Source organism: Acinetobacter lwoffii (assembly GCF_024129855.1).
GTDB lineage: Bacteria > Pseudomonadota > Gammaproteobacteria > Pseudomonadales > Moraxellaceae > Acinetobacter > Acinetobacter lwoffii_L.
Genome location: NZ_JAMXXC010000009.1, coordinates 48,965 through 62,559 on the forward strand (window position 1 = coordinate 48,965; position 13,595 = coordinate 62,559).

Consider the following 13,595-nt stretch of genomic DNA (forward strand, 5'->3'; position numbering starts at 1 on the left):
TTTTTTTCGGAAAATTACAGCGAGTTTAATCCTGAAAATAGTGGCGAAGTGTTATATTTTAATCTGACCCTCAATAGACTTATGCGGATGAAAGACCTGTCCGAATGATGAGAAAGTTAAAGGAAATGTATTTCTGTGTTTGAACTTGACTGTAAATTGCTCAGTATTTTTTATTATGTCTATAAATTTAAAAATGTATCTCAGGCAGCCGATCATTTAGATATGAGCCAGCCAGCGGTGAGCAATCTGCTAAATAAAATTCGCCAGCATTATGGTGATCCTTTATTTTTACGTATTGGCAATGAAATGCTGCCGACAGACCTGTCCAAACAGCTCTTTCCCTTGGTCAGCGAAGCACTGAGCAAAGTTGAAGCAATCAATAATTTCACGATCAATTTTGATCAGGTCACTTCACAGCAGCGCTTTACACTGGCGATGACCGATGTATCCCATCTGGTGTTATTGCCAAAAATTTCACAGTATCTGAAGCAGCATGCGTCCCATATCCGTCTGAATGTGCGTCCGATTACCTCGGAAACCAGTTATCAGATGGCCAATGGCGAGATTGATCTGGCTTTGGGCTTCTTACCAAATCTGGAGAATGGCTTTTATCAGCAGAAACTGTTTGAACAGTATTATGTGGTGATCGCGGCGAAAGACCATCCGCGACTCACGGGTGACAGCATCACGACCGAAGAGTATTTACATGAAACCCATATCGATATTGATGCCGGGATGGGGCATTACCATATTGAAAATGAATTGCTGAATCTGGAACTTAAGCGTGACATTCTAATGCGTCTGCCAAGTTATCTGGGAGTCGGACTGGTAGTGCAGGAAACCGATGCGATTGCGACCGTGCCTTATTATTTGAGTGAAGTCCTGTTATCACGTGGCAATCTCAAGATCTTTAATGCGCCAATTGCGTTCCCGACCTATTCCGTAAAGCAGTATTGGCATATGTCCTGTCATCATAAAACCAGCCATCAATGGTTACGCAATATGCTGCATGAGATTTTAAGTAAATAACTCTACAACTTAAATAGTTTGATTGAGTTCTCATCTCTAGATTTTAAACTCCCGGTTCAAGCCGGGATTTTTTTATTTTGGTACATCTTGATGCCTTTTTCAGAGCCTTGCACCTGAAGTGATCAGTTCCATCTCAAAAAAAAGTATTACGAATATAAAAAATAGTATTACCAGTTTGGCACGTCCTTTGCATCTATCTACTCAATCATAAAGTGATCTAGGGTTCCGATACATGAAGATTCATGTAGGTCTGCGACCGAGAGTTCACGGCTTAAGTTTCAAGCTCAAGCTACACGGAGGGATAAAAGCCCGGGAGGTAAACCGTACAAGATTGGGATGGATGCATATGAGCACAACTACTTATCACGAAGATCAAGTCCTCTGGACTGAACGTTTACCGGGTGGACACCACTGGTCAGCACGCATCCAGCGTGGCGCAGTTTTACAACTTAAATCTTTAGGCGCAAATGCCAATGTTTCACTGTTTTGTGTGAATAGCGAAGATAAGCTTGAAGCCTATAACATGCCAGACAGCTTAAAAGGTCAACACAGCGCATTTTTAAGTACAGGGCACATTTTGGCGTCTGATTTAGGTCGTGCGATGATCTCGATTGTTAAAGATGACCATGGTTGGAATGATGCCTTTTGTGCGCCAAGTACCGCACAGCAAATCGAACAACAGTTTGGCAAGCAAAGCTTCCAAGATGCGCGTAACGACATGTACCGCAACGGTAAAGACAGCTTGCTTTTAGAGATGACCAAATTTGGCTTATCGGCGACCGATCTTAGCAATACTTTAAATCTATTCTCTAAAGTGCAACCAGATGACAACGGTAACTTGTCTTATGTCGTATCTGACAATACTGATCAAGTAATTGAACTACGCTTTGAAATGGATTGTTTGGTGTTTTTATCCAGCGCACCACATGCACTCGACAATTCTAATGAATATGCACCAGCCGATATTCAGCTCTCACTCTTTAAAGCACTGCCTTTAGGCGACACCGATGTCTGCCGTGACTCATGCCCGCAAAATCAGCGTGCGTTTCAAAATAATAACCGCTATTACGCTTTAACTGCTTAAGGGGAATGATCATGACTGCACTCGTAAATATAGAAAAATCAGTACTTAGCGAAGTTTGTCCTGCCGGTGAAGCATGGATGTGTGAAGTCAAAAAAGGCCAGTATTTCCGTATTGTTGATCTTGAAGGTAATCAAGCGGTGGATACTTTGTTTATTTCCGCACATAACCCTGAAGAGCGTTATAGCGCAACCGATACTTTGGCGATGAACCGTCAAATTTATCTAGAAAAAGGTACGACTTTATATACCAACTTTGGCAATAAAATTGCGAGTATTCATGATGACAACTGCGGTCGCCACGATACTTTAGGCGGTGCATGTTCATGTGAAAGTAACACGGTTCGTTATGCGCATGATAAATATCCAATGCACAGTTGCCGTAACAATTTCATGATTGCATTGTCACAACATCCGATTGCGAAAAAGCATGGTCTGAATGTGCGCCATATCGGTCCAAATATTAATTTTTTTATGAATGTACCTGTAACTTCAGATGGTCACCTGAAATTTGATGATGGGATTTCTGCACCGGGCAAATATGTGGAAATTAAAGCTGAGATGGATTTGATTGTGTTGATCTCAAACTGCCCACAACTAAATAACCCATGTAATGCCTATAACCCAACAAAAATTCAACTGATTGTCCGTGAAGGCGAGGTATAAGACTATGACTTTAAAATATGGGTTTAATAAAGTTCTCATCGCCAACCGTGGTGCAATTGCTTGTCGTGTCATCCGTACCCTTAAAAAATTAGGCATCCAATCGGTTGCGGTGTATTCGGAAGCAGATCGTGATTCCTTGCATGTGACTTTAGCTGATGAAGCGGTCTTTATTGGTGATGCACCTGCAAGCCAAAGCTATCTGAATGTCGATAAAATCTTAGAAGTGGCCAAATATACCGGTGCGCAAGCGATTCATCCGGGCTATGGATTCCTGTCTGAAAATGCCGAATTCTGTAATCTCTGTGAAGCACAAGGCATTGTGTTCTTGGGCCCAAATGCCGAGCAAATGAAAGCATTTGGTCTGAAACACACTGCACGTGAATTGGCGATTCAAGCCAATGTACCGTTATTGCCAGGTAGCCAATTATTGGCTGATGAAGCTGAAGCCCTGCTTGAGGCTGAGCGTATTGGCTATCCTGTGATGCTGAAAAGTACCGCAGGTGGTGGTGGTATTGGCATGCGTTTGGTGTGGAATGCGGAGGAGCTGAAAGAAGCTTATGCAACCGTGTCTTATTTAGCGCAAGCCAACTTTAAAGATGCAGGCCTTTACTTAGAAAAATTCGTACAAAATGCTCGTCATATCGAAGTGCAAATCTTTGGTGATGGCAACGGTTTAGTTCTAGCACTGGGCGAGCGTGATTGTTCGGTGCAACGTCGTAACCAAAAAGTGATTGAGGAAACGCCTGCACCACATTTAAACGATACGCAACGTGCCTATATTCAAAATGTCGCGATTCAATTGATGCAATCGGTGAATTACCGTTCGGCAGGTACCGTTGAATTTGTGATGGATACCGACACCCAAGAATTCTATTTCTTGGAAGTGAATACCCGTCTACAAGTAGAGCATGGTGTAACCGAGCAAGTCTTTGGTGTCGATCTAGTGGAATGGATGGTGACTTTAGGCAGTAGCGATTGGGTTGCACCTACATCAACACTTGAGTCTCAAGGTCATTCGATTCAAGTGCGTCTTTATGCTGAAGATCCAATCAAAAACTTTCAACCAAGTGCTGGACTTTTGACTCACGTTGAATTTGATGCCAATGCCCGTAATGAAACTTGGGTAGAAACCGGCTCCAATGTCTCGTCGTTCTATGACCCGATGATTGCCAAAATTATCGTCACAAGCGATTCTCGTGATTCTGCCATTCAAGCCATGACGGATACTTTGGCTAAAACTTCGGTTGCCGGCATTGAAACCAACCTTGAATATCTACAAAACATTATCGATTGCGATGTGTTTAAAGCGGGGACACAAACCACACGCTTCTTAAATACCTTTGAGTGGAAAACTCAAAAGATTGAAGTGCTCCAAGCCGGTATACAAACCGCCGTGCAAGATGTGACAGGACGTTTAGGTTATTGGGATGTTGGTGTGCCACCATCCGGTGCGATTGATCCGCTGTCTTTAAATGTCGCAAACCAATTGTTAGGCAATGTACCGAATACCGCAGGTTTGGAATGTACGCTACAAGGGCCAAGCCTAAAATTTCATTGTGATAGTCAAATTGTGCTTGCTGGTGGTGATATGCCATCTACTTTGGATGGCGTAGCCGTTCCAATGTGGCAAACTGTCAATGTACGCAAAGGTCAGGTACTCAAATGTGGCAAGATCGCCACAGGTTGTCGTACCTACATTGGCATTAAAGGCGGTCTAAATGTGCCTGAATATTTAGGCTCACAAGCAACTTTTACTTTAGGTCAATTCGGTGGTCATGCAGGGCGTAACTTACTGATTGGCGATATGCTTCCAATCACGGCATTTACATCCGATGAAGTTCGCGCATTAAGCGATGATCAAATCCCGACATTCTCCAATTCTTGGGAAATTGCGGTGATGTATGGTCCACATGGCGCGCCTGATTTCTTTACCAAAAACGACATTGATACTTTCTTTGCGAATGAGTTTGAAATTCACTTTAACTCCAGCCGTACCGGAATTCGTTTAATTGGACCTAAACCTGAATGGGCACGTCAGGACGGTGGTGAAGCGGGTCTGCATCCATCGAATATCCATGACAATGCTTATGCCATTGGTGCGATTGATTTTACCGGTGATATGCCGATTATTTTAGGTCCAGATGGCCCAAGCCTTGGTGGTTTCGTGTGTCCTGCGGTGGTCATCAATTCGGAACTTTGGAAACTCGGTCAGCTTAAAGCAGGCGATAAAGTCAAATTTGTGCCTATCAGCTATCATCAAGCCAAAGTACTGAATGAAAAATATCGTACGCAATTAACTGCTCAAGATACACAAGCGGTGACTTTTGATGAGTCGTTCTATCCTGAAATTAGCACGCTGAAATCTGCCATTCTAGACACTTTAAAAGGTCAAAATGGTACGCCTGATGTGGTGTATCGTCCTGCCGGTAACAACTATATGTTGGTGGAATATGGCGAGTTAGTTTTAGATTTAAACCTACGTTTCCGTATTCATGCGCTGATGCAATGGGTCAAAGATCAAAACATTCAAGGCATTATTGACCTGACACCGGGTATTCGTTCATTGCAAATTCATTTTGATTCGACCCAACTCGATCAGATTGATTTGTTGCGTATGCTTCAAGTGGCGGAAGAGCAACTGCCTGATGTGACTGAGATGCAAGTGCCATCCCGTACTGTGTATTTACCGCTTGCTTGGGAAGATTCACAAACGCAACTTGCAACAGAACGTTATATGCAAACCGTGCGCCCAGATGCGCCGTGGTGTCCGGACAATATCGAATTTATCCGTCGTATTAATGGCTTAAAAGACAAACAAGCCGTGAAAGATGTGGTCTATAACGCCAGTTATTTGGTCATGGGCTTGGGTGATGTGTACTTGGGTGCACCTGTAGCAACGCCACTTGATCCGCGTCAGCGTTTGGTCACCACAAAATATAACCCTGCACGTACGTGGACACCTGAAAATGCTGTCGGTATCGGCGGTGCATATATGTGCGTTTATGGCATGGAAGGTCCGGGTGGCTATCAGTTTGTCGGTCGCACTTCGCAAATGTGGTCACGCTACCGTAAAAACCCCGACTTTGAACAAGGTATGCCGTGGTTATTGCGCTTCTTTGACCAAATTAAGTTTTATGAAGTGTCTGAAGCGGAACTCATGCAAATGCGTGAGGACTTTAAAGCAGGGCGTTTAAAATTACGCATTGAAGATGGTGTATTGAATCTAAAAGAATACAACGACTTCTTAACTGAAAACCAAGAATCTATTTCGGCATTTAAAGCGGTGCAACAAGCCAACTTTGATGCAGAGCGCCGTCGCTGGCATGAAGCAGGTCTTGCGGAATATGTCTCTGAAAGTCTAGATGCTGTGGATGATGGCGAAGGTGTTGAAGTGCCTGAAGGTGGTTGTGCGGTGGAATCACATATGCCGGGTTCAATTTGGAAAATTGAATGTCAGTCAGGCGATATTGTGGAAGAAGGTGCGACCTTAGCTGTGATTGAAGCGATGAAGATTGAGATACCAATTATTGCACCTGAGCGTATGCGTGTGGATGCAATTACCATTGAAAAAGGGCAGACGGTAAAAACGGGGCAGGTATTGTTTACGTTGGCGCCAGTGGCTTAAAGAATCCTCCCTAACCCTCCTTTTTCAAAGGAGGGAATTTCCCCTCTTTATTAAAGAGGGGTTAGGGGAGATTTAAGAATTACATTTTTCGATATGCTTAAATATTCGTTCACATAACGCTTTGGCTTTTGGTGTAAGTTCCCAATCAGGTTTTTCATCGAAATCTTTGATGATTTCTCGGCAGAAATCTAGTTTATATTTTATTGTACCTACACCTTTACCATCAGCAAATGCAGTTTTATCAGTTGATGTTCTGGTATTTCGTATTTGATCGTCTAATAGTTTTCCTATTCCATAATCTTTATGATCAAAGTAATCAGATGCAGTGATTGAATCTAACTTTTCTATAGTAAACCCCTGTTTAGTTCTAGTTTGCATCTTGCTAAACTTTTTTTGAGCTACTCTAATGATTGCCTCTTTCGGCAGAGTATTTTCTGTTTCCTTGCACTCTAAAATTAAATAATTATCTTTTTTCAACTCACGCTTTAAAACTTCTACACGATCAGCTTTACCTTGAATATCGCCATCAGCTATTAGCAACATTTCACTTGCGACCGCTTTAGCACTAAGCCCTTTATCTTCTAATTGATCTGCGTAATCGTCGCTAAAGCACCAATGTACTAAATTACTCCCTGCATATTCTACAAATGTGTAGTGATAATTCGGCATAAAGCGACGGTACTTTTTATAAAGTTCTTTATTCGATTTCTCTAATTCAGCTAAATATTTTTCCATATATTTAGTGATATATAAGCGATCTGTAATGCCTTCAACCCAAATGGTGCAATTGGCTAAATATACAGAAGAAGGTCTTACACCTAATGAGGCAAGTAAGTCACGATCACGGTCACAACGATAAATTTTAAAGTCAAATTTGCTTTGATCATCATCTTTCGGCTGTTTTACAAATTTTTGAATCATGACTTGATCAGATTCATCAGCCATATCGAGTAAATGATTTGAATGTGTAGTAAAGAAATAATAATGAGGTGTTTCGTTTAAGTAGAAATTCATCAATTGACGAACCATACCAGCATGCATGTGAAGTTCAGGTTCTTCAATAAAGAATGCATGTGTTTCAGTATTTCCATTTTTATCTTTGCTTTTTATATAAGCTTCATAGGTTAGGATAATTGCTTGTTGCAGACCATCACCTAATTCGAATAAAGGTCTTTGAGCATCTTTACCAATTTTTATATTCACAACGTCCTGGTCATGCTTGGGAATAAGTGAAACAGGTTCGTTATCAAAAAAATATTGGCTTAATTTGTCTTCGTAATTTTTTATCAATTCACGTTGTTCAGGCTCACCTAGAAGATGAATTTTAAGTTCGTGGTATAAACATTCACCTGTAATAATATTTTGGGAGTTGAACTTTTCTTTATCAGGGAAATAATCTTTTTGGGCACGTTCAATGTAAGGTTGTTTATTTACCTCTTCTGTCACAGGGCGCATGCCGCGAAGAATAGGGATATATAATTTTGAATAAGATTGCAAATATTTATCTATAGTATCGGAGATTCTAACAGTAGCATCATTTTTGGTGAATCGAAATTTAGAAATTTCCTCTTTTAAATTATATAATGATTTAGGATCAAATTGTTTTGGTAGACTATCTAGTTGTTTTAATTTATTTAATAATTCAGCTTTATTAGAACCACCGAAATGACTGTTGTTACCTATTAGAGTGCCATTGGTAGAATTAACTATAGGATAAATTTCAGCATAGAAGTCATTCTTATTATTTACATCATTATAGTCATTTATCTTATATTTTGATAAAAAAAGCTCTCTCAGAAACCTACTTTTTCCTGCATTATTTTTACCAATAAAAAAATTAAGTCTTTTGATTTCTATAACTTCTTTATTCTCTGTGTCTGTATCATTATCTGAAGTATAGTCTTCTAAATTTTCTGCCCAATAATATAATTTTTCTGTCATAAAAATGCCCCCAGATATAGGTGCTAATTTAGCAGTAATTCATCACTTTTCAAATGAGTTATAAAATAGTGATTGATCATCTGGTTGGTCTTTATTTTAGAAGAATAACACTTAGATAGATAACGGTCTGAATCACTCAGCCACACTTTGATGCATACTCGAACCCCAATGGTGCAAAATGGGCTATTTTTTAGGCATACTTAAAAAATAAATCATCCTTGTTTTGCCTCTTTTTGCATATGTAATTAATTTCTCAGGCATTCTGCTTAAATCTATTCAATTTTATATTGTGGCATGCTTTATGCTTTTATTTATATACAACTATAAATAGAGGAGAACAAAGCACTTGATCACTCATAATCACAAACATCGGTTAACCATTCATGTATAAAAAGAATAGCAAGGACATGAGCAATCAAAATGGAATAAACCGGTGAAATACAAAACTTACTTTTACTTTAGAACAAGCCCCATTTCAATGTTATGGGGCTTTTTTTCGCCCTTTTATATAAGTTTATTCACCTCATCCAAATAACTAAAAATTGGCACGCTTTCTGCATTTTCCTAAGTAATACGAAATTTTGGTTTTGTAATATTTACAGGAGATGCACATGAACAATCCGACATCAAATAAAAAAATGCATCCATGGCTTCACTTTCTGGTTGAGCTGCTCAGCGTACGCGCAGGCTTTCACATTAAACAGTCTTCCCAATACCAACCCAAGGATCAACATCGTGCCTAAACAAAAATTGGCACGGATCAGTATTACCGTGCCAGAAACCACGCTACATGCGATGGACCAAAAAATTGTCGAGCAGCATTATGAAAGCCGTTCACAGGCCATTGTCGACATGATTAACCGCCACCTGATTGATGATCTGGTGATTCGCGATGAAGTCATGGTCGGCACACTCACCTTGCTCTACGACGTCAGCCTGAAACCGCTGCGCAGTCAGCTGGTCGATCTGCAGCAGCAGTATCTGGCGCAAGTGATCAATTCACTTCATATCCAGTTGGATGATGAAAAAATTTTGCAAGTCATGCTGATGCAGGGCGCGAGTAGTGATCTGAAAGAAATTAGCGAACAATTTATTGCACTGAAAGGCGTGATTAAAGGCCATCTCGAACTGATGGATGCCGTCATGCCGCCCATTCCACAAAATACCGAACACACTTAAGGAGAACAGCTGTGCACAACTTATGGACTGTACAGGACTGGCAACACGCCTACCAGAATAACAATATCCAGCTTAGTGACCTGATTGAGTATGTTGCCGGGTTGAATAATGACGATCATGCCTGGATATCAATTGCGACGGCAGCACAATTACAGGCACAAATTGATGCATTGACTGGTGCAGATAGTGCAAGCTTGCCACTTTATGGGGTGCCATTTGCGGTCAAGGACAATATTGATGTTGCAGGGTTCTATACCACAGCAGCATGTAAAGAAGCAGCCTATCTGGCGACTTCCGATGCAACCGCAGTAGCCAAATTAAAAGCTGCCGGCGCGATTGTCGTGGGTAAAACCAATCTGGACCAGTTTGCAACGGGTCTGGTCGGGGTGCGCTCACCATACGGCGCGGTGAAGAACAGCTTTAATCCTGAATATATCAGCGGCGGTTCGAGTTCGGGTTCCAGCGTGGTGGTAGCCAATGGATTAGTACCATTCAGTCTGGGTACAGATACTGCAGGTTCAGGACGTGTACCAGCAGGGCACAATAACATTGTCGGACTCAAACCGACCAAAGGCTGGTTCTCGACTACTGGCCTGATTCCGGCTTGTCGCACCATCGATGTGATTTCGATTTTTGCATTAACGGTGGATAATGCCTGGCAGGTAGCGCAAGTCATGCAGGGCTATGATGCCAGCGATGATTATTCCAGAACGCATCCTCAGAATGTTCCTAGCCAATTTTCAAAAGGGAAAATTGCCATTCCAGATACACTGGAATTTTATGGCGATGCTGAAACTGAAAAAGCATTCCAGCTGGCGATCGCAAGTGTACAAAGCTTGGGTTATACGGTTGAGCCGATTGATTTTGCTCCATTTCAACAACTGGCAGCGGCCTTGTATAACCGCTCTTGGGTGGCTGAACGTACCAGTGCCGTGGAAAAAATGGTGCAACGCGAGCAGACCCATCCGGTCATTGGCCAGATTATTGCGCAGGCAGACCGGTTCAATGCGGTCGATGTCATGCAGGATGAATATGAGCGTGCCCACCTGAGCCGTGTTATTCAAACTACACTGGCAGATTATGATGCCTTGATGGTGCCTACTGCACCCACCATTTATCGCATTGCAGATGTAGAAGCGGATCCTCTGGTGAAAAACAGCCATATGGGCGCTTATACCAATTTTGTCAATTTTGCCGATCTGTCGGCTTTGGCATTACCAAATAGTATTCGTGCCGATGGTCTTCCAACGGGTGTGACCTTTATTGCGCCAGCCTGGATGGATGAAGCACTGGCCAAATTCGGGCAAAAATGGCAGCAATCGAGCCAGTTAAAGCTAGGCACCTCTGAACTTAGCTATGAAAAAACAACTGAAATCTCATCGGGGCACAGCGTCAAACTGGCTGTCGTCGGAGCACATCTGACCGGTATGCCACTGAATTTTCAGCTGACCACACGCAGTGGCACCCTGATGAAGCAGACCCGGACTGCTTCGCATTACAAACTCTATGCTTTAAAAAATACGACACCGCCAAAACCTGGCCTGCAATACAACGCGAAAGGTTCTTCAATTGAAGTAGAGGTCTGGGACATTCCGCGTGCACTGTTCGGAGACATTGTTGCAGAAGTTCCGGCACCTTTGGGGATCGGCAATGTCCAGCTGATTGATGGTACTTGGGTCAAAGGCTTTATCTGTGAAGGCTATGCACTTGAGGATGCAACAGATATTAGTCATTTCGGTGGCTGGCGCGAATTTATGAAATCTAAACAACTTTCAAATACCAAATTTAAATGTGAATGCATAGGGGAAGTCGCAAAATGATCAAAAAAGCACTGATGTCAGTTTCCGTACTGTCTGCAATCCTTTTAAGCGGTTGTGACAATACCGCTAAAGTACCTGAACCAAATGCCAAGGCTGAAGGTACTGTAAATACTCAACCCATCCGGATTGGTTATAGCGACTGGCCGGGTTGGGTTGCGTGGCAAGTTGCGATTGAAAAAGGCTGGTTAGAGGAAGCTGGAGTCAATGCTGATTTTAAATGGTTTGACTATTCAGCCTCACTTTCAGCTTTTGCTGCCAACCAGCTGGATGCGGTCATGGTCACTAATGGTGATAATCTGGTCACTGGCTCTGGCGGGACCAAGGGCGTGATGATCATGGCGACCGATTATTCAGCTGGAAATGACGTGATTATTGCCAAGAATGGCATTAATTCGATTCAGGATCTGCGCGGTAAAACCGTAGCCACTGAAAAAGGTCTGGTCGATCACTTGTTACTGTCCACTGCACTGGATGATGCCAAAGTTGGCCTGAATGAGGTCAAACTGGTCAATACCATGACCAATGAATTGCCACAGGTTTTTGCTACTCCCGATATTGATGCAATTGCGGTATGGCAGCCAGTAGCAAATCAGGCTTTATCTGCGGTGGCCGGTTCCAAGATTATTTTTACCTCTAAAGACAAGCCGGGGTTAATCTACGATACCTTGACCGTGAATCCTGCCCATCTGGAAGCCAATAAAGAGCAATGGAAAAAGGTGATTCAGGTTTGGGATAAAACTGTCAAATATATCAATGACCCGGCGACTCGAGAAGACGCTGCACAGATCATGTCCAAGCGGGTTGGTGTCGATGCGAAGACCTATATGCAGTTCATTGATGGCACACATTTACTGGATCTGGCCGCCAACAAGAAAGTCTTTACCAAAGGTGATGGTTTCGACTCGATCTATGGTTCCAGCTATCATGTGAACAAGTTCAATGTAGCCAACGGCATTTATACGACTGAAATGAATGTGGATGGCGTGATTGTTCCAACGCTGGTGCAAGAACTCAAATAGAGCATGCCGCCTCATTCTGGAAGGTATTCTAAACTAATAAATAATCCCCAGATTGGGGATTTTTTATTAGGGCGTGTCATCAATTAAGCCATATCATGATTGAAGCAAGGTAGATTGCTGACAGGAAGTTTTGAGCCAATTTATCATAGCGCGTAGCAATACCTCGATACTGCTTGAGCTTGGCGAAGAAGTTCTCGATCAGATGTCTTGCTTTATAAAGATGTTGGTCATAATCACGCTGATCAATCGCGTTACTTTTGGATGGCATCACGATCTGACCCTTGATCTTATGGATTGGATCAATCACTCGATCCTTAGAATTATAGGCTTTATCCATGAGCCAAGTCTGACTTAACGATAAGTCCAGCAGCACATCAGCACCATTTAAGTCATGAGTCTGCCCGGCAGTGAGATAAAATCCTGTTGGGTTGCCTAAAGCATCAGTACGGGCATGAATTTTGGTACTTAAACCACCTTTACTGCGTCCGATTGCCTGTTCTTTTTTTTCCGGCGCTGTGTTGATGAGCACGCACAATGGTTGAGTCTAGCATGGCATATTCATTATCACTTTCATGTGATAGCACTTCAAAAACTTTCTGCCATACGCCTGCTTTAGCCCAACGGCTAAAGCGAGTGTGCACAACTCTAAAATCCCCAAAGCGTTCGGGTAAGTCTCGCCATGGAATACCTGAACGATACCGATACAATACTGCTTCAAAAAATAGCCTGTTATCTTTGGCAGTTACTCCAACAGTACTCGCTCGTCCAGGTAACAGATCCTTAATCTGCTCCCACTGATCATCTCTTAATGCATAGCGTTTAGTCATGAAAAAATAATGAGGACAGGTTAGATTTTCTCAAGCTAATTGATGACAGGCTCTAGTCAGATGAATATTAAAAAATTAAAGCTGCGTACTTTTGGAAAAGACATTGATAAAAATAATGCCAATGATCATAAACGCCAGACCGATCAGCGCGGGAAGATCCAGTTGCTGTTTAAACACCAAGAGGCCAACCGTTGAAATCAGAATAATACCGGCACCAGACCAGATTGCATAGGCAATGCCCATCGGAATGGTTTTCATGGTCAGTGACAGGAAAAACAGGGCAACGGCATAACCGGCAATGGTGGCAAGTGAAGGCCAGAGCACGCTAAAACCATTGGAGGCCTTCAATGCAGAAGTTGCAATGACTTCTGCAATAATGGCAATCGACAGATATAAAAAAGACATATTT

10 protein-coding genes, 1 pseudogene and 1 riboswitch are annotated in these 13,595 nt (G+C 42.3%); of the genes and pseudogenes, 8 read left to right on the plus strand and 3 right to left on the minus strand.

Annotated features, from left to right (window positions below; genetic code table 11):
- Nucleotides 1-135 precede the first annotated feature (135 nt).
- The 4 genes from NI465_RS08895 (at nucleotide 136) to uca (ending at nucleotide 6,400) form a co-directional block, all read left to right on the plus strand.
- Nucleotides 136-1,029 (plus strand): LysR family transcriptional regulator, encoded by an 894-nt coding sequence (locus NI465_RS08895; protein WP_253145058.1) that lies wholly within the window; start codon nucleotides 136-138, stop codon nucleotides 1,027-1,029.
- 206 nt (nucleotides 1,030-1,235) lie between these two features.
- A riboswitch (guanidine-I (ykkC/yxkD leader) is annotated at nucleotides 1,236-1,347 on the plus strand.
- A 28-nt stretch (nucleotides 1,348-1,375) separates the two neighbouring features.
- Nucleotides 1,376-2,113, plus strand: coding sequence for an urea amidolyase associated protein UAAP1 (locus NI465_RS08900; protein ID WP_034439367.1), 738 nt, complete (start codon nucleotides 1,376-1,378; stop codon nucleotides 2,111-2,113).
- 11 nt (nucleotides 2,114-2,124) lie between these two features.
- The gene (locus NI465_RS08905) at nucleotides 2,125-2,775 is read left to right on the plus strand and encodes an urea amidolyase associated protein UAAP2 (RefSeq protein WP_164543251.1); all 651 of its coding nucleotides are present in this window, start codon (nucleotides 2,125-2,127) and stop codon (nucleotides 2,773-2,775) included.
- 4 nt (nucleotides 2,776-2,779) lie between these two features.
- Nucleotides 2,780-6,400, plus strand: a complete 3,621-nt coding sequence (uca, locus tag NI465_RS08910) for an urea carboxylase (protein ID WP_253145059.1) — start codon at nucleotides 2,780-2,782, stop codon at nucleotides 6,398-6,400.
- Between the two features lie 72 nt (nucleotides 6,401-6,472).
- Here the strand turns inward: uca and NI465_RS08915 are convergent, their stop codons facing one another.
- Nucleotides 6,473-8,341: an ATP-dependent nuclease gene (locus NI465_RS08915; RefSeq protein WP_253145060.1), complete on the minus strand. Its 1,869-nt coding sequence runs from the start codon at nucleotides 8,339-8,341 to the stop codon at nucleotides 6,473-6,475.
- Nucleotides 8,342-8,952: 611 nt separating this feature from the next.
- On the opposite strand from NI465_RS08915, the gene NI465_RS16715 reads away from it, so the two are divergent.
- From NI465_RS16715 to NI465_RS08930, 4 genes are read left to right on the plus strand one after another with little or no spacing between them, the layout of a single operon-like run.
- Nucleotides 8,953-9,084: a hypothetical protein gene (locus NI465_RS16715; RefSeq protein ID WP_004647016.1), complete on the plus strand. Its 132-nt coding sequence runs from the start codon at nucleotides 8,953-8,955 to the stop codon at nucleotides 9,082-9,084.
- Nucleotides 9,077-9,520 (plus strand): CopG family ribbon-helix-helix protein, encoded by a 444-nt coding sequence (locus tag NI465_RS08920; RefSeq protein WP_004280384.1) that lies wholly within the window; start codon nucleotides 9,077-9,079, stop codon nucleotides 9,518-9,520. The genes NI465_RS16715 and NI465_RS08920 overlap by 8 nt, the downstream gene beginning before the upstream one ends.
- A gap of 11 nt (nucleotides 9,521-9,531) precedes the next feature.
- Nucleotides 9,532-11,340, plus strand: coding sequence for an allophanate hydrolase (gene atzF, locus NI465_RS08925; RefSeq protein WP_253145061.1), 1,809 nt, complete (start codon nucleotides 9,532-9,534; stop codon nucleotides 11,338-11,340).
- Entirely contained in the window at nucleotides 11,337-12,359 is a 1,023-nt protein-coding gene (locus tag NI465_RS08930; RefSeq protein ID WP_044110883.1) for an ABC transporter substrate-binding protein, read from the plus strand. The genes atzF and NI465_RS08930 overlap by 4 nt, the downstream gene beginning before the upstream one ends.
- A 79-nt stretch (nucleotides 12,360-12,438) precedes the next feature.
- Here the strand turns inward: NI465_RS08930 and NI465_RS08935 are convergent.
- Both NI465_RS08935 and NI465_RS08940 read right to left on the minus strand, forming a co-directional pair.
- Nucleotides 12,439-13,186, minus strand: a pseudogene (locus NI465_RS08935) (IS5 family transposase).
- A 75-nt stretch (nucleotides 13,187-13,261) separates the two neighbouring features.
- The gene (locus tag NI465_RS08940; protein ID WP_004280373.1) at nucleotides 13,262-13,591 is read right to left on the minus strand and encodes a DMT family transporter; all 330 of its coding nucleotides are present in this window, start codon (nucleotides 13,589-13,591) and stop codon (nucleotides 13,262-13,264) included.
- Between the last annotated feature and the right edge of the window lie 4 nt (nucleotides 13,592-13,595).

Excerpts from the sequence above, each read along its gene's own strand:
- NI465_RS08900 (WP_034439367.1), top strand. The coding sequence starts at position 1,376 with ATGAGCACAACTACTTATCACGAAGATCAAGTCCTCTGGACTGAACGT.
- NI465_RS08905 (WP_164543251.1), top strand. The coding sequence starts at position 2,125 with ATGACTGCACTCGTAAATATAGAAAAATCAGTACTTAGCGAAGTTTGT.
- uca (WP_253145059.1), top strand. The coding sequence starts at position 2,780 with ATGACTTTAAAATATGGGTTTAATAAAGTTCTCATCGCCAACCGTGGT.
- NI465_RS08915 (WP_253145060.1), bottom strand. The coding sequence starts at position 8,341 with ATGACAGAAAAATTATATTATTGGGCAGAAAATTTAGAAGACTATACT.
- NI465_RS16715 (WP_004647016.1), top strand. The coding sequence starts at position 8,953 with ATGAACAATCCGACATCAAATAAAAAAATGCATCCATGGCTTCACTTT.
- NI465_RS08930 (WP_044110883.1), top strand. The coding sequence starts at position 11,337 with ATGATCAAAAAAGCACTGATGTCAGTTTCCGTACTGTCTGCAATCCTT.
- NI465_RS08940 (WP_004280373.1), bottom strand. The coding sequence starts at position 13,591 with ATGTCTTTTTTATATCTGTCGATTGCCATTATTGCAGAAGTCATTGCA.